This window comes from Salmonella sp. SAL00672 (genome assembly GCF_046552175.1).
GTDB classification, from domain to species: Bacteria; Pseudomonadota; Gammaproteobacteria; order Enterobacterales; family Enterobacteriaceae; genus Salmonella; species Salmonella enterica.
The window spans coordinates 78,578-96,024 of sequence record NZ_JBGDUQ010000011.1; the positions used below are offsets into that span (position 1 = coordinate 78,578).

At 51.9% G+C, this 17,447-nt stretch carries 18 protein-coding genes and 1 pseudogene; 10 read left to right on the forward strand and 9 right to left on the reverse strand.

What is annotated here, in order from left to right; all coding sequences use genetic code 11:
• Positions 1 to 26: 26 nt before the first annotated feature.
• Positions 27 to 167: pseudogene (locus tag ACLJTG_RS20340) on the forward strand (CDP-diacylglycerol diphosphatase); the annotation flags it as partial.
• Between the two features lie 89 nt (positions 168 to 256).
• Here the strand turns inward: ACLJTG_RS20340 and ACLJTG_RS20345 are convergent.
• The 3 genes from ACLJTG_RS20345 to lsrR all read right to left on the reverse strand — a co-directional run bounded on the left by ACLJTG_RS20345 (position 257) and on the right by lsrR (position 3,259).
• Entirely contained in the window at positions 257 to 607 is a 351-nt protein-coding gene (locus ACLJTG_RS20345; RefSeq protein WP_001173083.1) for a cupin domain-containing protein, read from the reverse strand.
• A 13-nt stretch (positions 608 to 620) separates the two neighbouring features.
• Positions 621 to 2,213, reverse strand: coding sequence for an autoinducer-2 kinase (gene lsrK, locus ACLJTG_RS20350; RefSeq protein ID WP_000113084.1), 1,593 nt, complete (start codon positions 2,211 to 2,213; stop codon positions 621 to 623).
• 86 nt (positions 2,214 to 2,299) lie between these two features.
• Positions 2,300 to 3,259 (reverse strand): transcriptional regulator LsrR, encoded by a 960-nt coding sequence (gene lsrR, locus ACLJTG_RS20355; protein ID WP_001283049.1) that lies wholly within the window; start codon positions 3,257 to 3,259, stop codon positions 2,300 to 2,302.
• A gap of 255 nt (positions 3,260 to 3,514) precedes the next feature.
• Here lsrR and lsrA point away from each other — a divergent pair, with 255 nt between their 5' ends.
• From lsrA to ACLJTG_RS20390, 7 genes are all read left to right on the forward strand, one after another.
• Complete coding sequence (gene lsrA, locus ACLJTG_RS20360; RefSeq protein ID WP_001167248.1) at positions 3,515 to 5,050, forward strand: autoinducer 2 ABC transporter ATP-binding protein LsrA; 1,536 nt, start codon at positions 3,515 to 3,517, stop codon at positions 5,048 to 5,050.
• Positions 5,044 to 6,087 carry an autoinducer 2 ABC transporter permease LsrC gene (gene lsrC / locus ACLJTG_RS20365; RefSeq protein ID WP_000911133.1) on the forward strand — a complete coding sequence of 348 codons (1,044 nt, stop codon included), beginning with the start codon at positions 5,044 to 5,046 and terminating at the stop codon, positions 6,085 to 6,087. The genes lsrA and lsrC overlap by 7 nt, the downstream gene beginning before the upstream one ends.
• On the forward strand, positions 6,084 to 7,085 hold the full coding sequence (lsrD, locus tag ACLJTG_RS20370; protein WP_000981826.1) for an autoinducer 2 ABC transporter permease LsrD: 1,002 nt from the start codon (positions 6,084 to 6,086) through the stop codon (positions 7,083 to 7,085). The genes lsrC and lsrD overlap by 4 nt, the downstream gene beginning before the upstream one ends.
• Before the next feature lie 28 nt (positions 7,086 to 7,113).
• The gene (gene lsrB, locus ACLJTG_RS20375) at positions 7,114 to 8,136 is read left to right on the forward strand and encodes an autoinducer 2 ABC transporter substrate-binding protein LsrB (protein ID WP_000090737.1); all 1,023 of its coding nucleotides are present in this window, start codon (positions 7,114 to 7,116) and stop codon (positions 8,134 to 8,136) included.
• A 28-nt stretch (positions 8,137 to 8,164) separates the two neighbouring features.
• Positions 8,165 to 9,040: a 3-hydroxy-5-phosphonooxypentane-2,4-dione thiolase gene (lsrF, locus tag ACLJTG_RS20380; protein WP_000774147.1), complete on the forward strand. Its 876-nt coding sequence runs from the start codon at positions 8,165 to 8,167 to the stop codon at positions 9,038 to 9,040.
• Positions 9,041 to 9,122: 82 nt separating this feature from the next.
• Complete coding sequence (lsrG, locus tag ACLJTG_RS20385) at positions 9,123 to 9,413, forward strand: (4S)-4-hydroxy-5-phosphonooxypentane-2,3-dione isomerase (RefSeq protein WP_001738619.1); 291 nt, start codon at positions 9,123 to 9,125, stop codon at positions 9,411 to 9,413.
• Between the two features lie 9 nt (positions 9,414 to 9,422).
• Positions 9,423 to 10,187, forward strand: a complete 765-nt coding sequence (locus ACLJTG_RS20390) for an epimerase (protein ID WP_001088049.1) — start codon at positions 9,423 to 9,425, stop codon at positions 10,185 to 10,187.
• 91 nt (positions 10,188 to 10,278) lie between these two features.
• Here ACLJTG_RS20390 and tpiA read toward each other — a convergent pair whose 3' ends face one another.
• Positions 10,279 to 11,046, reverse strand: a complete 768-nt coding sequence (gene tpiA, locus ACLJTG_RS20395) for a triose-phosphate isomerase (protein ID WP_001216339.1) — start codon at positions 11,044 to 11,046, stop codon at positions 10,279 to 10,281.
• 112 nt (positions 11,047 to 11,158) lie between these two features.
• Positions 11,159 to 11,755, reverse strand: a complete 597-nt coding sequence (locus ACLJTG_RS20400; RefSeq protein ID WP_000802242.1) for a YiiQ family protein — start codon at positions 11,753 to 11,755, stop codon at positions 11,159 to 11,161.
• 100 nt (positions 11,756 to 11,855) lie between these two features.
• Between ACLJTG_RS20400 and ACLJTG_RS20405 the strand changes: the two genes are divergently transcribed.
• Positions 11,856 to 12,284: a DUF805 domain-containing protein gene (locus ACLJTG_RS20405; RefSeq protein ID WP_000155237.1), complete on the forward strand. Its 429-nt coding sequence runs from the start codon at positions 11,856 to 11,858 to the stop codon at positions 12,282 to 12,284.
• 106 nt (positions 12,285 to 12,390) lie between these two features.
• On the opposite strand, the gene fpr is transcribed toward ACLJTG_RS20405, so the two are convergent.
• The 4 genes from fpr to ACLJTG_RS20425 all read right to left on the reverse strand — a co-directional run bounded on the left by fpr (position 12,391) and on the right by ACLJTG_RS20425 (position 16,730).
• On the reverse strand, positions 12,391 to 13,137 hold the full coding sequence (fpr, locus tag ACLJTG_RS20410) for a ferredoxin--NADP(+) reductase (protein ID WP_000796303.1): 747 nt from the start codon (positions 13,135 to 13,137) through the stop codon (positions 12,391 to 12,393).
• Between the two features lie 96 nt (positions 13,138 to 13,233).
• On the reverse strand, positions 13,234 to 14,244 hold the full coding sequence (gene glpX, locus ACLJTG_RS20415) for a class II fructose-bisphosphatase (RefSeq protein ID WP_001250617.1): 1,011 nt from the start codon (positions 14,242 to 14,244) through the stop codon (positions 13,234 to 13,236).
• 111 nt (positions 14,245 to 14,355) lie between these two features.
• Positions 14,356 to 15,864, reverse strand: a complete 1,509-nt coding sequence (glpK, locus tag ACLJTG_RS20420; protein ID WP_000136809.1) for a glycerol kinase GlpK — start codon at positions 15,862 to 15,864, stop codon at positions 14,356 to 14,358.
• 20 nt (positions 15,865 to 15,884) lie between these two features.
• Positions 15,885 to 16,730 carry an MIP/aquaporin family protein gene (locus ACLJTG_RS20425; RefSeq protein WP_000084285.1) on the reverse strand — a complete coding sequence of 282 codons (846 nt, stop codon included), beginning with the start codon at positions 16,728 to 16,730 and terminating at the stop codon, positions 15,885 to 15,887.
• Between the two features lie 398 nt (positions 16,731 to 17,128).
• On the opposite strand from ACLJTG_RS20425, the gene zapB reads away from it, so the two are divergent.
• Positions 17,129 to 17,368 (forward strand): septal ring assembly protein ZapB, encoded by a 240-nt coding sequence (gene zapB, locus ACLJTG_RS20430; RefSeq protein ID WP_000051370.1) that lies wholly within the window; start codon positions 17,129 to 17,131, stop codon positions 17,366 to 17,368.
• The last annotated feature ends 79 nt before the right edge of the window (positions 17,369 to 17,447 follow it).

The window sequence follows — 17,447 nt, forward strand, 5'->3', positions numbered from 1 at the left end:
CGCGGGCGGGGATGCTGTGATGTATCGCGCTGGCGGTGGTACGCCAAAGCGATGGCTCTTTTGTCTTGCTGGCGACCGAGCGTAATTTACTGATCTTCAATCGCGCTTCTGCCGAGGAAATTCAGGATCATCAGTGTGATATCTTGAACCAACAGGTCATCAAATGACAGCTTGATATTGCATTAACGAATGCCGTTTGGAGGCCGGACAAGGCTCTCGTGGCGCTATCCGGCAAAATCTGGCGATGGCGCGGGCGTTACCAGGCCGGTGGATCTGCGGGGTGGCTGTCATTTTCCAGATGCGGCGATTTAATAAACACGCCTTTCCAGGGTTTATCGCCGTTATTAATGAGATAATGCGCCTCCCCAGGTTCGCACTGTAAAACATCTCCAGTTTGCAGGATATGAGGTGTTCCTTCCAGATACAGGCACACTTCACCGCTTAGGGTATAAAAAACCTCACAAGCGGTATTATGGCGATGGTTAGGGAATGACTGCCCTGGTTGTAGTATGACGACGCCCATATCGCAGCCCGGCCCACGGATTAAGTATTTAGGGCCATTATCGCCAAAGCGGTATTCATGATTCTTCTCATTCGTTTTTTGCATGCTTATTCTCCTGTTACAGGCCTGGCGCTTTCCAGAGGGATGTCGTTAAGCCACCATCGACCAGCGCGCGTTGATCCTGATAAACGGCCTGCCATTTTTCTCTGGCCTGCTGATAGACAGCGAAATTTTCAGGATTAGGTTTATGCTCCCGATCCCAGCGCACTAGCTTTTCTCCCGTTTCCGCCAGCGATGGCCAGATACCCACGCCAACGCCTGCGGCAATAGCGCACCCTAGCGCGGTAGCTTCTTTGACGACAGGTACGTGAACGGTGAGTCCCGTAACGTCGGCAAGGATTTGGCTCCATAATTTGCCTTTAGATCCTCCACCGGCAAAAACCAGCGAGTCGGCCTGTACGCCGGAAAACGCGGCAATTTGCTGTAAATTGCAGGCGGAAACAATGGCGGCATTCTCTTCCAGCGCGCGAAATAGGGTCGCTTTATTACACTTTTCAGGATCGATAGACAGATTGATAAACGACGGCGCGGCATGGTACCAGCGTTTAAAACGCATAACGTCAGAGAAGATGGGCATCACACCGTACGCGCCGGGAGGCACCCGGCTGGCCATATCTTCCAGCAGGGAATACGCATCAATACCTAACCTTTCAGCGATTAGTTTTTCCTCGGCGCAAAAGGCGTCGCGGAACCAACGCATCGTTAACCCAGTAAAAAAGCTGATAGACTCGGTTTGTACCATACCGGGGATCACATGAGGATTGATGCGAACGTTCATGTTTGGGTCGGTGACCGGCGCGGGAAGATTGACGACCTGTTGCCAGAAGGTTCCGCCCAGCACGGCCGTTTGCGCCGGGCGTACGACGCCCAGCCCCAGACAGCCTAACTGCACATCGCCGCCGCCAACGATGACCGGCGTACCCGCTTGCAGGTCGCACTGTTCAGCCGCTTTCTGTGAAATGTGACCGAGCAGCGTCCCGGTTTCTTTTACCGGCGAGAGAATGTCAGAACGCAGGCCCGCCATCTGTAACAGACTACGTTTCCAGTTGCGGGTCACCAGATCCAATAACCCCGTCGTGCCTGCGTTGGAGGGATCGACCGCCAGTTCGCCACTGAGCATAAAGGCCATCCAGTCGCTGATCATAGTGACGGTTGACGCGCGATGATAAATATCCGGACGATGGTGGGCAAGCCAGAGCAGACGCGGAATAGCGCTGAGCGCCAGCGTTTGCCCGGAGCAACGATAAACTTCCTCCTCAAAGGTGTTATCGTGCAGCTCTTTTAATTCACTGACTTCGTGCGCCGCGCGGGCGTCAACATTAGCGCAGGCCCAAATTGGTTCGCCGTTACTGTCATAAATAACAATGCCTTCACGCATCGAGCAGGCCGATACGGCAGCGATAGCCGTTGCAGGGATGGCGGCTTTCTGTAGTGCCTGACGGATACACTGGCAAGCCAGTTGCCAGTTTTTGGCAAGATCAAACTCCATCGAACCAGGCACATCCGGCACGGCCAGATGCTGCCATTCCGCTTGACCGACAGCTATTTGCTTTCCTTGTAGATCAAAAATTACTGCTCTGACGCTACCGGTACCGGCGTCAAGAGCCATCAGGTAATGTCCTGATTCAGTATGGGTACAGAGTCGAGCCATTTTTTTATCCTCGGCTATTTTTACATCGTTACATAAAATCCTGTCAGTTATTGTTTATTGAATTGAGGTAAGTGTTATTTTATTTGTTATTTTTCAATAAGTTGAATTATTTTCCCTGCGGTTTTCTGATCGGTAACCAGCGCATTGATATAGTTACCGCGCATAGCGGCAATAATAGCTTCTGCTTTTTGTTCGCCGCCGGCGACGCCAATCACGGTTGGGATCGTGGAAAGTGAATTTAACTTCAGGCCAATTAATTCGTTATGGATTTTGATGTCTGGAATAATTTCGCCATGAGCATCAAAAAAATAGCCCAGAATATCGCCTACTGCGCCTTTGCGGCCAATCATGAGTTGTTCACCCTGAGTGATATAACCGGATTTTAAGATACTGGCTTGATCTTTCTGGTTAATTGCCCCAATCCCCACGATGGCGGCATCGGCAGCTTGCGCTGTGAGCATCACATCCCGCACGCTATTTTCATTGCGCAGCGTGCAGGCAATTTCCTGCGATGATGCGCGCAGCGGCGCGGGCATAATACTTACGCTACAAGCGGCATCAAGCTGGCCTATTCCGGTCATATACGGCCCCACGCCGCCGGATAACGTGACCAGTCGGATTTGTTGCGCCGAGATAAATCCGCTGAGGCGTTTTAATGTGGTCATCGTGGCTTCGCCAAAGCCGACGGCCAGCAGTTGCTGTGGCCGCAGAGACTCCATCAACATATGGGCGGCGCCGATTCCTAAGCGCAGACCAATATCGGCATCGGGTAATGCCGGCAGCACGCGGATATTCTGCAATGCGAAGTGGTTGCGCAAGGCATTTTCATACTCAAGACACCCTTCAAAGCGGGAGTTGATTTGTACGCGAATAATACCGGACTGATGCCCTTTCTCCAGCAGACGAGAAACCTTTAGCCGGGTTAGCCCCAGACGCTCGCTGATTTCACTCTGCGTCAATCCATCGTGATAGTAGAACCAGGCAATACGCGCCACCTGCTCTTCTTCGCACATTCCATAATCAGATACCAACGTATTATCGCTCATTGTCATAACCTGGCTTTACTTTGAACATTTCTAAATCATTAACACAATTGTTCAGTTATCACTCCGAAATAACCGTGATTAACGCCACAAAAACGCGTCAAATCTGAACATTTATCATCTAAAAATTCATTTATTCAGAAAACGTGATCTGGATGAGAGTTTTTTGACCAAATAACTACTACCGTTTTGAACAATTTCTTTTTCAAAAAACATTTGTTCAGTCCCGTCAGTCAACATTGAGGGAGCGGAGGCAACATGCAAATCAGTCACAATACTGCATCCCCTCTGATTTGTGTGCAGAACATTTATAAAAGTTATTCCGGCGTCGAAGTACTAAAGGGAATTGACTTTACTCTGCATGCGGGAGAGGTGCACGCATTGCTTGGCGGCAATGGTGCGGGTAAATCAACATTAATGAAGATTATTGCCGGTATAGTCCCGCCAGATGGAGGGACTATCGATATTGCTGGTGTGCGTTGCAGTCATTTAACGCCTCTGAAGGCGCACCAGTATGGCATTTACCTGGTTCCCCAGGAGCCTCTGTTATTTCCAAGTTTATCTGTGCGGGAAAATATCTTGTTTGGCTTGCAGGGACGTCAGGCCTCCACGGAAAAAATGCAGCAGCTATTAAAGGCGATGGGATGCCAACTCGATCCGGCGAGCGCTGCGGGTACGCTTGATGTTGCAGACCGCCAGATCGTTGAAATTATGCGCGGCTTGATGCGCGACTCGCGAATCTTAATTCTTGATGAGCCCACGGCGTCGTTAACGCCAGCCGAAACTGACCGGTTATTTACGCGTCTGCAAGAGTTGCTGAAAAAGGGTGTCGGAATTGTATTTATTTCTCATAAGCTACCAGAAATTAGACAGTTAGCTCACTGCGTTAGCGTGATGCGTGACGGTAAAATCGCATTATTCGGAAAAACGCATGACCTTTCTACCGACGAGATTATTCAAGCTATCACCCCGGCAACGCAGGGCGTCAGTCTTTCTGCGAATCAAAAGTTGTGGCTGGAATTGCCTGGCAGCCGCCCGCAGAACGAACGCGGCGCGACGGTATTAGCGCTGGAGTCACTGACGGGCGAAGGTTTTATGAATATCAACCTTGAGGTGCGGGCAGGCGAAATCCTTGGTCTGGCCGGGTTGGTCGGCGCGGGACGCACAGAACTGGCTGAAACGCTGTACGGTATTAGACCGGTCAATGCGGGGCGGATGCTGTTCAATGGTGAAGAAATTAACGCCCTGACAACCCAACAGCGGTTGCAACTCGGCCTGGTCTATTTGCCGGAAGATCGGCAGTCATCCGGGCTGTATCTTGATGCTTCCCTGGCATGGAATGTCTGTTCGCTGACCCACAACCAAAAAGGATTTTGGATAAAGCCCCAGCGGGATAACGCCACCCTTGAACGTTACCACCGCGCGTTAAATATCAAACTCAATAATGCCGAACAGGCGGCGCGTACTTTATCCGGCGGTAACCAGCAAAAAGTATTGATTGCCAAATGCCTGGAGGCCTCTCCGCAATTACTGATTGTCGATGAACCGACCCGCGGTGTCGATGTCTCCGCCCGCAGCGATATTTATCAGCTGTTGCGCAGTATCGCGCAACAAAATGTCGCAGTGCTGTTTATTTCCTCCGATCTGGAAGAGATAGAGCAGATGGCCGATCGCGTATATGTCATGCACCAGGGGGAACTGGGGGGGCCTGCGTTATGCGGCGAGGAAATTAACGTTGATACCATCATGCACGTTGCGTTTGGCGAACATGGTGCGTCGGAGGCAACATGTTGAAATTCATCCAAAATAACCGGGAAGCGACGGCACTGCTGGCAATAGTCTGTTTATTCGTGTTTCCTGGCGCGCTGGATAGCCAGTATTTGAGCGTGCAAACGCTGACAATGGTTTTCAGTAGCGCGCAAATTTTGATGCTGTTGGCGATTGGCGCGACGATGGTAATGCTCACCCGCAATATTGATGTATCGGTGGGCTCGACGACAGGCATGTGCGCGGTATTGCTGGGAGTGATGTTAAACGCCGGCTATAGCCTGCCGGTCGCCTGCCTGGCCACACTAATATTAGGAATTGTCGCCGGATTTTTTAATGGCGTACTGGTTGCCTGGTTGAAGATACCCGCCATTGTCGCCACGCTGGGAACGCTGGGCTTGTATCGTGGGATCATGCTGCTATGGACAGGGGGGAAATGGATTGAAGGATTACCCGCAGGCTTAAAGCAACTCTCTGCTCCGGTGTTTCTGGGAATTTCCGCAATCGGCTGGTTTACCCTGGTGTTAGCGCTGCTTATGGCCTGGCTCCTGGCGAAAACCGCCTTTGGCCGCAATTTTTACGCCACCGGCGATAACCTGCAGGGAGCCCGGCAATTGGGTGTCCGTACCGAGATGGTACGCATCATGGCATTTTCACTTAATGGCGGTATGGCGGCATTGGCTGGAATCGTGTTTGCCTCGCAGATTGGTTTCATTCCCAATCAAACCGGCACGGGGCTGGAAATGAAAGCCATCGCGGCCTGCGTATTGGGGGGAATTAGCCTGTTAGGCGGGTCAGGCACGGTCATCGGCGCTATTCTCGGCGCTTATTTTCTTACGCAAATCGATAGTGTGTTAGTGCTGCTGCGTATCCCCGCCTGGTGGAACGATTTTATTGCCGGCCTGGTATTGTTGGGCGTACTGGTATTCGATGGGCGGCTGCGTTGCGCATTACAACGCAATCTGCGCCGCCAGAAATATGCCCGTTTTATATCACCACCCACTCCACTACAGGCGGAAGCAAAAACGCACGCACAACAGAATAAAAACAAAGAGGTGGCATGATGAATCCATGGCGACGCTATAGCTGGGAAATTGCGCTGGCAGCCTTATTGATCTTTGAAATTCTGGCTTTCGGTCTGATTAATCCACGTTTATTAGATATTAATGTCTTACTTTTTAGCACTAGCGATTTTATTTGTATCGGTATTGTCGCTTTGCCGCTAACAATGGTTATTGTCAGCGGTGGTATGGATATTTCATTTGGTTCTACAATCGGGCTATGCGCGATTACCCTGGGTGTGCTGTTTCAGCTCGGTATGCCGCTACCTTTAGCGATTATTATTACCCTACTACTTGGCGCAATATGTGGGCTGATAAATGCCGGACTTATTATTTATACCGGCGTAAACCCGTTGGTGATTACCCTGGGAACCATGTATTTATTTGGTGGTAGCGCATTATTGTTATCTGGTATGGCTGGCGCCACGGGTTATGAAGGTATTGGTGGATTTCCCACAGCGTTCACTGACTTTGCCAATATTTCATTTCTTGGTATTCCTATGCCGCTTATTTTTTTTCTTGTGTGCTGTCTGTTTTTCTGGCTGCTCATGCATCGCACGCATATGGGACGCAACGTTTTCCTGATTGGCCAGAGCGCCCGTGTCGCGCAGTACAGCGCGATCCCGGTGAATCGCACGTTGTATACCGTGTATGCCATGACCGGATGCGCCTCCGCTATCGCCGCCGTATTACTGGTTTCTTACTTTGGCTCCGCACGTTCGGATCTGGGCGCCTCTTTCCTGATGCCGGCCATTACGGCGGTTGTGCTGGGAGGCGCCAATATTTATGGCGGCTCCGGGTCGATTATGGGGTCCGCGTTGGCGGCGCTGCTGGTGGGATTTTTACAGCAGGGGCTACAGATGGCCGGAGTGCCGAATCAAATTTCCAGCGCATTGTCCGGTGCGCTTCTCATTGTTGTTGTCGTTGGTCGTTCCGTCAGTTTGCATCGTCACCAAATCCTTGAATGGTACTCACGCCGTCGCAATGCGCATCAGGCATGATTTCCTTTTGAAATTTATGGAGAAAAAAATGGCAAGACACAGCATTAAAATGATCGCCTTACTCACTGCGTTTGGTCTGGCATCTGCGGCAATGACCGTGCAGGCGGCAGAGCGGATTGCTTTTATTCCCAAACTGGTTGGCGTGGGCTTTTTTACCAGTGGCGGCAATGGCGCGCAGGAAGCGGGAAAAGCGCTGGGCATTGACGTAACTTACGATGGCCCTACAGAGCCCAGCGTCTCAGGCCAGGTTCAACTGGTGAATAACTTTGTCAATCAGGGGTATGACGCCATTATCGTTTCTGCCGTTTCGCCTGACGGCCTGTGCCCGGCGTTGAAGCGGGCAATGCAAAGAGGCGTGAAAATATTAACCTGGGATTCCGATACCAAGCCGGAGTGCCGTTCTTACTATATTAATCAAGGGACGCCAAAACAGCTCGGCAGCATGCTGGTAGAGATGGCCGCTCATCAGGTGGACAAAGAGAAAGCGAAAGTCGCTTTCTTCTATTCCAGCCCAACGGTGACCGACCAGAACCAGTGGGTAAAAGAAGCTAAAGCCAAAATTAGCCAGGAACATCCGGGGTGGGAGATAGTCACTACCCAGTTTGGCTATAACGATGCCACGAAATCGCTCCAGACGGCGGAAGGTATCATCAAAGCGTATCCCGATCTGGATGCCATCATCGCGCCTGACGCTAACGCTTTACCTGCTGCGGCACAGGCGGCGGAGAACCTTAAACGCAATAATCTCGCGATTGTTGGTTTTAGTACGCCGAATGTAATGCGCCCTTATGTTCAGCGCGGCACTGTTAAAGAGTTTGGCCTGTGGGATGTCGTCCAACAGGGAAAAATTTCCGTATATGTCGCCAATGCGTTGCTGAAAAATATGCCAATGAATGTCGGTGATTCACTGGATATTCCCGGCATCGGCAAAGTCACCGTTTCACCTAATAGTGAGCAGGGATATCACTATGAGGCAAAAGGTAACGGCATTGTGTTATTGCCGGAGCGTGTCATTTTCAACAAAGACAATATCGACAAATATGATTTCTGATAACTGTTATGTATCGACGGAGTAAAGAATGGCTGATTTAGATGATATTAAAGATGGCAAAGATTTTCACACCGATAAACCACAAACTAACACTTTGTTCGCATTAAAAGGCTGTGGCGCGCTGGATTGGGGAATGCAGTCCAGACTGGCGAGGATTTTTAACCCCAAAACCAGAAAAACGGTCATGCTGGCCTTTGACCATGGATATTTCCAGGGGCCGACAACCGGACTTGAGCGTATTGATATCAATATTGCGCCGCTCTTTGAATATGCTGATGTCTTAATGTGTACTCGCGGCATATTACGCAGTGTGGTACCTCCGGCAATCAATAAACCAGTCGTTTTACGCGCGTCCGGGGCGAATTCTATTCTCACTGAATTAAGCAATGAGGCGGTTGCGGTGGCGATGGATGACGCTGTGCGGTTGAATAGCTGTGCTGCTGCCGCACAGGTTTATATTGGTAGTGAGCATGAACATCAGTCGATTAAAAATATTATTCAACTGATTGATGCCGGGTTACGCGTCGGGATGCCAATAATGGCAGTGACCGGGGTGGGTAAAGATATGGCTCGCGACCAGCGTTATTTTTCACTGGCAACGCGTATCGCTGCGGAAATGGGGGCGCAAATTATCAAAACGTATTATGTCGATAAAGGTTTTGAGCGTATTGCGGCAGGTTGTCCGGTGCCGATTGTCATCGCCGGCGGTAAAAAACTGCCTGAACGTGAAGCATTGGAAATGTGCTATCAGGCGATTGACCAGGGGGCTTCTGGCGTAGATATGGGGCGTAATATATTCCAGTCAGAAGATCCGGTAGCCATGATTAAAGCGGTACATGCTGTCGTTCATCATAACGAAACAGCAGAGCGTGCTTATGAGCTGTTTTTGAGTGAGAAAAGTTAAATGAGATCGCTTCCCCATCTTTTACCGATGCGAGGAGATGGGGATGACTGTTATTTTATTTGGAATAATCAGGGGGTTAATGATGCACGTTACGCTGGTTGAAATTAACGTTCATGATGACAAGGTTGAACAATTTATCGATGTTTTTCGGCAGAATCATCTGGGCTCAATTAAAGAGCCGGGTAACTTGCGTTTTGATGTTCTGCAGGATCCGCAGGTGCTTACGCGATTTTATATTTATGAAGCCTACGTTGATGAACAGGCCGTCGCTTTTCACAAGACAACGCCACACTACAAAACTTGCGTGGAGCAGCTTGAACCGTTGATGACCGGTCCGCGGACAAAAAAAGTTTTTATGGGTTTGATGCCTTAAGGAGCGCTCATGAACAGCCAGTTTGCCGGATTAACGCGCGAAGCATGTGTGGCATTGTTAGCGTCATATCCGCTTAGTGTGGGTATTCTGGCAGGGCAGTGGATTGCGTTGCATCGCTATCTGCAACAGTTGGAAGCGCTAAACCAGCCGCTGTTGCATTTGGATTTGATGGATGGTCAATTTTGCCCGCAGTTTACCGTTGGGCCATGGGCAGTTGGGCAACTGCCGCAAACCTTTATCAAAGATGTTCATTTGATGGTAGCGGATCAATGGACGGCGGCGCAAGCCTGCGTGAAGGCGGGCGCACACTGCATCACGCTTCAGGCTGAAGGCGATATTCATCTGCATCATACGCTAAGCTGGCTTGGTCAGCAGACCGTGCCCGTTATTGGCGGTGAAATGCCGGTGATCCGGGGGATTAGTTTATGCCCGGCAACGCCTCTGGATGTCATTATCCCCATTCTGAGCGACGTTGAGGTTATTCAACTACTGGCAGTAAACCCTGGATACGGCAGTAAAATGCGCTCCAGTGATTTGCACGAGCGCGTGGCGCAGCTTCTCTGTCTACTTGGTGATAAACGCGAAGGTAAAATTATCGTTATTGATGGGTCGTTAACGCAGGATCAGTTGCCTTCGCTGATTGCACAGGGCATCGATCGTGTTGTTTCTGGTAGTGCGTTATTTCGTGATGATCGGCTGGTTGAGAATACGCGGAGCTGGAGGGCGATGTTTAAGGTTGCCGGGGATACTACTTTCTTACCCTCCACAGCATAAATGCCGGATGGCGGCTTTACCTTATCAGGCCTACATAAGCACTCGGCTGGTAGGCCTGATAAGCGCAGCGCCATCAGACATTGATTGGCAATTAAGCCTGTTTAGCAGCTTCTGCTGCTTTCACGATCACCGCGAAGGCGTCAGCTTTCAGAGAAGCGCCGCCTACCAGTGCGCCGTCGATGTCCGGCTGCGCGAACAGTTCGGCGGCGTTGGAGGCATTAACAGAACCGCCGTACTGGATAATAACCTGTTCAGCGATTTTCGCGTCAGCTTTAGCAATGTGGTCACGGATGAATTTGTGCACTGCCTGCGCCTGCGCAGGAGTTGCAGATTTACCGGTACCGATCGCCCATACGGGTTCGTAAGCGATAACCGCGCCTTCAAAGGCTGCCGCGCCCTGCGTTTTCAGTACCGCGTCGATCTGGCGTGCGCATACTTCTTCTGTTTTGCCCGCTTCGTTTTCCGCTTCGGTTTCACCGATGCACAGTACCGGCGTCAGACCTTGTTCTTTCAGTACGGCGAATTTTTTGGCGATCAGCTCGTCAGATTCTTTGTGATAAGTACGACGCTCGGAGTGGCCGATAATAATGTACTGCGCGCCGATATCCTTCAGCATTTCAGCCGAAGTTTCACCGGTGAATGCGCCAGACAGATTCAGATCAACGTTCTGCGCGCCCAGCATGATGTGGCTGCCGGCAGCAGCGCGTTTCGCCAGATCGATATACATTTCCGGCGGAGCGATTGCCACGTCGCAGCCTGCTACGCCCGTCAGTTCTTTACGCAGGTTAGCCACCAGTTCGTTTACCATGTGGCGGCTGCCGTTCAGTTTCCAGTTACCCATCACTAAAGGATGTCGCATTTCATTTCTCCACGCTTAGTCAGCGAATTAAGGAAGATGGCCGCTCGTCAGAGCAGCATGGTCTGTGAAACAGTATAGAGATTCATCCCCGGAAAGGCTTTGCTTTTTGTCATCAATTCGCCCCTTCCAGATTTTCAGATAACGTCAGCTTAATCGGTTCAACCGCGAAGGTCAGCCCCTTTTCGCCGTTATCTGCGACAACATAACGTACCGCGCCTTCGGTCTCGGCGTAATAGTGTTTACCTTTACCGGCGATAAGCATCTTTTGCAGTTTTTTCTGGCTTTGCTCTTTTGTCAGTAACGGGGCGACAGTGCGAATAATGGCGGCCATATATTCCAGCGCTTTCGCTTTCGCCGCTTTCTGTTCCGGCCCCTGAATGGGCAGCCAGGTAATCTGCATACTTTTCACTTTGAGCGTACCGCGCTCCAGCGCCGTGGAGGCATACAGATTTTCGTTAATCTTACTGGCGGCGCGGGTCAGATTCGCCTTATCGCGGCTATTCTCAATGGCGCGAAATTCATTGAGCGGCAGATCGGGATTCTGGCGGTTAAAGTTCTCACGAAACTGGCTAATAGAAAGATCAAAGGTTGGCGAGCCCGCCAGCAGATAGGGCGCTGTCGTGGTCGATGAAGAGAGCTGCGCGTGCGCCGTTATGCTGGCGGTGAGAGCAGAAAACAACAGTAAAAACAGAGTACATCCTGGCTTCATCAATCTTACCTTTCGTTAGGACTGCTCACGATTAAAACGATAACTGTCGGGCTTGTCAAAAGGGTAAACTGTAGCGGAAGGCAAAATATAAGGAACTTACATGACCATACAGCAATGGTTATTCTCATTTAAAGGGCGTATCGGACGCCGTGATTTCTGGATTTGGATCGGCCTCTGGTTTGCCGGGATGCTGGCGCTATTTTCGCTGGCGGGGAAAAACCTGCTTGATATCCAAACGGCGGCATTTTGCCTGGTGTGCCTGCTGTGGCCGACCGCCGCCGTCATGGTCAAACGTCTGCATGACCGGGGGCGCTCCGGCGCGTGGGCGTTGCTGATGATTCTGGCGTGGATGCTGCTGGCCGGAAACTGGGTGATGCTGCCGGGGATGTGGCAGTGGGTCGTCGGGCGATTTATTCCGACGCTGATCCTGGTGATGATGCTTATCGATCTGGGCGCGTTTGTCGGTGTTCAGGGGGAAAATAAGTTTGGGAAAGCGACACAGGACGTGAAGTTTAAAGCAGAACCGTAAACGGGCGGTAAACCGTAATTTGCCCGGTGGCGCTGACGCTTACCGGGCCTACAGATTGGTGATGATTTGCAGGCCGGATAAGCCCCAGCCGCCATTCGGTAAAACATCACCAGTAATGTTCAGCCGTCATATGCCCCGGTCGGCGGCGCAGATGTTTAGTCATCTGTCGGGTCTCTTTCAGCAGTTGCTGCGTATCGCGCACCATCTGCGGGTTCCCGCACAGCATAACGTGGCTGGTCTCTTTATCCATCGGCAATCCAACGGCTTTTTCCAGCTCGCCGTTTTCAATGAGCGCTGGCACGCGTCCGGTAAGCGAGCCTGGCACGCTCTCCCGGCTGACCACCGTTTGGATGCGCAGCTTGCCTTCATAACGCTGTTGCAGTTCCAGCATTAGCGGCAGATAGCTTAAATCGGCGGCGAAGCGTGCGGCGTGGACTAAGACCAGATTTTTAAAGCGCGCGACATCCTGGCCATATTGCAGAATAGACAAATACGGGCCAATAGCGGTTCCGGTTGCCAGCATCCATAGCGTCTCGCAGTCAGGCACTTCATCCAGTACAAAGAAACCCGACGCGTCGCTGACCACTTGCACCTCATCGCCAGGTTTTAGCGCCGCCAGCCGCGGGCTGAGCTTTCCTTGCGGCACCGTCACCAGATAAAACTCTAAATTCGGATTGTCAGGCGCATTGACATAGGAATACGCGCGCTGAACGCGCTCGCCATCGATCTCCAGTCCGAGTTTGGTAAATTGGCCTGCAGTAAAAGGATTAATGGGGGCGTGAACGGTCAGGCTGAACAGTGCGTCAGTCCAGTTTTGCACCTTAGTGACTTTACCTGTTACCCAATCGGCCATGGTTTTCTCCTGTTCTGAATCGCTAACCTTATCTTCGTTCGTCAGGAGAAAGATTTCCAGCCCCGCGAGGCTGGAAGGCTCTAACTAACAAATGCGCTAGAGGATATGCGCCTGTACATCCGGATCTTTACGATCAAGATAGTGGATAGACTGAATGCGGCGGATGGTGCGTGATTTGCCGCGGATCAGCAGCGTTTCCGTCGTGGCGATATGGCCTTTTCGGCTAATTCCTTCCAGCAGATCGCCTTTCGTGATGCCGGTCGCGGAGAAAATAACGTTATCGCTACGCGCCATGTCGCCCAGGCATAACGCCTTGCCCGCTTCAATGCCCATTGCTTTGCAGCGCGCCAGTTCCTGTTCGCCAATGCGGCGGTTTTCTTCGCTGTCGCCTTTCACGTCATGGCGCGCCAGCAGACGTCCCTGCATATCGCCGTCCAGCGCGCGGATCACCGCTGCGGATACCACGCCTTCTGGCGCGCCGCCAATCCCGTACAGCACGTCGACTTCGCTATCCGGCATACAGGTCAGAATTGAGGCCGCGACGTCGCCGTCAGGAATGGCAAACACGCGTACGCCCAGTTTGGCCATCTCTGCGATGACCTCGTCATGACGCGGTTTTGCCAGAATGGTCACGGTCAGATCGCCAAGCGGTTTACCCAGCGCATCCGCGATGTTGTGCAAATTATCCGCCAGCGGCAGATTGAGATCGATCGCCCCTTTGGCGCCCGGACCGACAATCAGTTTTTCCATATACATATCGGGCGCATTCAGGAAACAGCCTTTATCGCCGACCGCCAGCACCGCCAGCGCGTTCGCCTGACCCATCGCCGTCATGCGCGTGCCCTCAATCGGATCGACGGCGATATCTACCGCATCGCCGTGGCCGGTACCGACTTTTTCGCCGATATAGAGCATCGGGGCTTCGTCGATTTCGCCTTCGCCAATCACGATGGTGCCGTCAATGTTGACCTGGTTGAGCATGATACGCATGGCGTTGACCGCCGCGCCGTCCGCGGTATTTTTATCGCCGCGTCCCAGCCATTTGTAGCCAGCCAGCGCCGCCGCTTCGGTCACACGGGAAAATTCGATGGCAAGTTCTCGTCTCATAACAAACTCGTAGCAAAAAGGAGTGGCGCGCAGTGTAGCACAGGGGAAGGAGGGAATAATTGATGTGTGTGCGGAGTTGCCTCCGCACAAAGATTTTGCCGGATGGCGACCTTACTTGTCGTGCTCTTCCCACGCCATTGCGCGTTTAACCGCTTTCTTCCAGCCGCTGTAACGGTAGTTACGCTCGGTGGTTTCAATGCCGGGGCGGAATTCTCGCTCAATGACGGCTTTTTCCTGCAGCTCGTCCAGGTTCTGCCAGTAACCGACGGCCAGGCCAGCCAGATAGGCGGCGCCCAGCGCGGTCACTTCGCGCACTTCCGGGCGTTCCACCCGCGTGCCGAGAATATCTGACTGGAACTGCATCAGGAAGTTGTTGGCCACTGCGCCGCCGTCCACACGCAGAGCGTGCAGGCGGATACCGGAGTCGGCCTGCATTGCTTCCAGTACGTCGCGGGTCTGGTAAGCGATGGATTCGAGCGTCGCGCGGATAATGTGATTAGAGTTCACGCCGCGGGTCAGGCCAAAAATGGCGCCGCGGGCATACGGGTCCCAGTACGGCGCGCCCAGACCGGTGAAGGCCGGAACCACGTAGACACCGTTGGTATCTTTCACTTTCGTGGCGAAATATTCGGAGTCGAACGCGTCGCTGATGAGCTTCATTTCATCACGCAGCCATTGAATGGACGCTCCCGCCATAAACACCGCGCCTTCCAGCGCATAGTTGACTTCGCCGCTTGGGCCGCAGGCGATGGTGGTCAGCAGGCCGTTTTCCGATTTTACCGCTTTCTCGCCGGTGTTCATCAGCATAAAGCAGCCGGTGCCGTAGGTGTTCTTTGCCATTCCTTCCTTTACGCACAGTTGGCCGAATAGCGCGGCCTGCTGATCCCCGGCAATCCCGGCGATAGGAATACGTGTACCGCCTTTACCGCCAATATTGGTCTGGCCGTAGACTTCGGAGGACTTACGTACCTGGGGCAGCATCGCGCGTGGGATATCCAGCACGTCCAGCATTTTATCGTCCCAGTCCAAATCATGGATGTTGAACAGCATGGTTCGTGAGGCGTTGGTGTAATCCGTAACGTGGACGCGGCCCTGCGTCATCTTCCAGATAAGCCAGGTATCCACCGTACCGAACAGCAGCTCGCCACGCTTCGCGCGTTCGCGCGAACCTTCCACATGGTCAAGGATCCATTTCACTTTAGTGCCAGAGAAGTACGGGTCGACGACCAGACCGGTATTGTCGCGGATGTAATCTTCCAGGCCGTCGCGTTTAAGCTGTTCGCAAATATCGGCGGTACGACGGCACTGCCAGACAATAGCGTTGTATATCGGTTTGCCGGTTTCACGTTCCCAGACGATCGCGGTTTCACGTTGGTTGGTGATACCGATAGCGGCAATCTGATCGGAACTGATATCGGCCTTAGCCAGCACTTCTACCAGCGTTGAGCTTTGGGACGCCCAAATTTCCATCGGGTCGTGTTCTACCCAGCCTGGCTTAGGATAAATTTGCTCAAATTCACGCTGTGATACGCTGACGATATTCGCGTCATGATCCATAACGACCGCGCGGGAGCTGGTGGTACCCTGGTCGAGCGCAACGATATATTTTTTTTCAGTCATAATTTTGTCCCGTAATCAGATTACAGCGAAGCATTTTGTTGTGTGGTCGCGGTGGAGTCCTTCTCTTCCACGACGCAGGTATCGCACGGCAAATGACGGCCAATAAATTTGCGATAAGCAAACGCGCCCAGAATGGCGCCGACGATGGGGCCAAACAGCGGCACCAGGAAGTAAGGAATGTCTCTACCGCCGGTAAACGCAATTTCACCCCAGCCGGCAAGCCCGGCGAACATTTTGGGGCCAAAGTCACGCGCCGGATTCATCGCAAACCCGGTCAACGGCCCCATAGAGGCACCGATAACGGCGATCAGTAAACCAATGAGCAGTGGCGCAAGCGGACCGCGAGGTACGCCGTTGCCGTCGTCGGTCAGCGCCAGAATCAGCCCCATCAGAATAGCGGTAATCACCATTTCAACCGCGAAGGCCTGCACAAAATTGATATGAGGATTCGGGTAAGTTGAGAAAATGCCTGCGAGATCGAGACTTTCAACGCTGCCACGGACGATATGGTGGGTTTGTTCGAAGTCCACAAAAAGATTGTAATAAAGCCCGTAAACTAACGCCGCTGCGCAAAAGGCGCCGGCAACTTGAGAAATAATAAAAGGAACAACTTTACGTTTGTCGAAACAGGCAAATAGCCAGAGTGCGATGGTCACTGCCGGGTTCAGGTGTGCGCCAGAAACACCTGCCGTCAGGTAGATAGCCATCGCTACCCCCAGACCCCAGATGACGCTGATTTCCCACTGTCCAAAAGTAGCTCCGGCAACTTTAAGCGCAGCGACACAACCCACACCGAAAAAAATCAACAACCCGGTACCGAGGAATTCAGCAATGCACTGGCCTTTTAAGGTTGATGTTTGACTCATAATCGGATCCTGAAGAGTATGTAATGATTATTGGTATGCGAGGAGGTCATGGACATCCACGATGCCCTGTAGGCACACTGTTAATTTATCGTTAACGAGCAAAAACGAGAAATATCGAAATCAAAATGTGTGTACTGCGTCAATAAAATGAGCGTTATCGCGCCATGAAGCGCATTTTGAGACAGCAGAAGAGAGTGAATTGAATCATTTCATTAACCAATATGTTAACACTTTTAAGTTATTGAATGAATGTTACCAGGAGATGGATGAAAATTGCTGCAAACCGCGATCTACGCGGTATGTCGCTGGACAGCGAGAGCGGGGCTTCATACAATCGACACTATATATTGTGCGCGTTTACGTGAAGCGTCGCCTTGCAATTCAGGAGAGGTAAGATCATGTCTTTAGAAGTGTTTGAGAAACTGGAAGCAAAAGTACAGCAGGCGATTGACACCATCACCCTGTTACAGATGGAAATTGAAGAGCTGAAAGAAAAAAACAACAGCCTGACGCAGGAAGTGCAGTCTGCACAGCATCAGCGTGAAGAACTCGAGCGTGAAAATAATTCTCTGAAGGAACAGCAGAGCGGCTGGCAGGAACGTTTGCAGGCGCTGCTTGGTCGTATGGAAGAAGTCTAATCCTCGTCATATTTCACGTTATGGCGGCGTTGGCTGCGTGCGTTCACCCCAGTCACATAGTGGCCTATGCTCCTGGGGA

Excerpts from the sequence above, each read along its gene's own strand:
- ACLJTG_RS20345 (WP_001173083.1), bottom strand. The coding sequence starts at position 607 with ATGCAAAAAACGAATGAGAAGAATCATGAATACCGCTTTGGCGATAAT.
- lsrK (WP_000113084.1), bottom strand. The coding sequence starts at position 2,213 with ATGGCTCGACTCTGTACCCATACTGAATCAGGACATTACCTGATGGCT.
- lsrR (WP_001283049.1), bottom strand. The coding sequence starts at position 3,259 with ATGAGCGATAATACGTTGGTATCTGATTATGGAATGTGCGAAGAAGAG.
- lsrA (WP_001167248.1), top strand. The coding sequence starts at position 3,515 with ATGCAAATCAGTCACAATACTGCATCCCCTCTGATTTGTGTGCAGAAC.
- lsrC (WP_000911133.1), top strand. The coding sequence starts at position 5,044 with ATGTTGAAATTCATCCAAAATAACCGGGAAGCGACGGCACTGCTGGCA.
- lsrD (WP_000981826.1), top strand. The coding sequence starts at position 6,084 with ATGATGAATCCATGGCGACGCTATAGCTGGGAAATTGCGCTGGCAGCC.
- lsrB (WP_000090737.1), top strand. The coding sequence starts at position 7,114 with ATGGCAAGACACAGCATTAAAATGATCGCCTTACTCACTGCGTTTGGT.
- lsrF (WP_000774147.1), top strand. The coding sequence starts at position 8,165 with ATGGCTGATTTAGATGATATTAAAGATGGCAAAGATTTTCACACCGAT.
- lsrG (WP_001738619.1), top strand. The coding sequence starts at position 9,123 with ATGCACGTTACGCTGGTTGAAATTAACGTTCATGATGACAAGGTTGAA.
- ACLJTG_RS20390 (WP_001088049.1), top strand. The coding sequence starts at position 9,423 with ATGAACAGCCAGTTTGCCGGATTAACGCGCGAAGCATGTGTGGCATTG.
- tpiA (WP_001216339.1), bottom strand. The coding sequence starts at position 11,046 with ATGCGACATCCTTTAGTGATGGGTAACTGGAAACTGAACGGCAGCCGC.
- ACLJTG_RS20400 (WP_000802242.1), bottom strand. The coding sequence starts at position 11,755 with ATGAAGCCAGGATGTACTCTGTTTTTACTGTTGTTTTCTGCTCTCACC.
- ACLJTG_RS20405 (WP_000155237.1), top strand. The coding sequence starts at position 11,856 with ATGACCATACAGCAATGGTTATTCTCATTTAAAGGGCGTATCGGACGC.
- fpr (WP_000796303.1), bottom strand. The coding sequence starts at position 13,137 with ATGGCCGATTGGGTAACAGGTAAAGTCACTAAGGTGCAAAACTGGACT.
- glpX (WP_001250617.1), bottom strand. The coding sequence starts at position 14,244 with ATGAGACGAGAACTTGCCATCGAATTTTCCCGTGTGACCGAAGCGGCG.
- glpK (WP_000136809.1), bottom strand. The coding sequence starts at position 15,864 with ATGACTGAAAAAAAATATATCGTTGCGCTCGACCAGGGTACCACCAGC.
- ACLJTG_RS20425 (WP_000084285.1), bottom strand. The coding sequence starts at position 16,730 with ATGAGTCAAACATCAACCTTAAAAGGCCAGTGCATTGCTGAATTCCTC.
- zapB (WP_000051370.1), top strand. The coding sequence starts at position 17,129 with ATGTCTTTAGAAGTGTTTGAGAAACTGGAAGCAAAAGTACAGCAGGCG.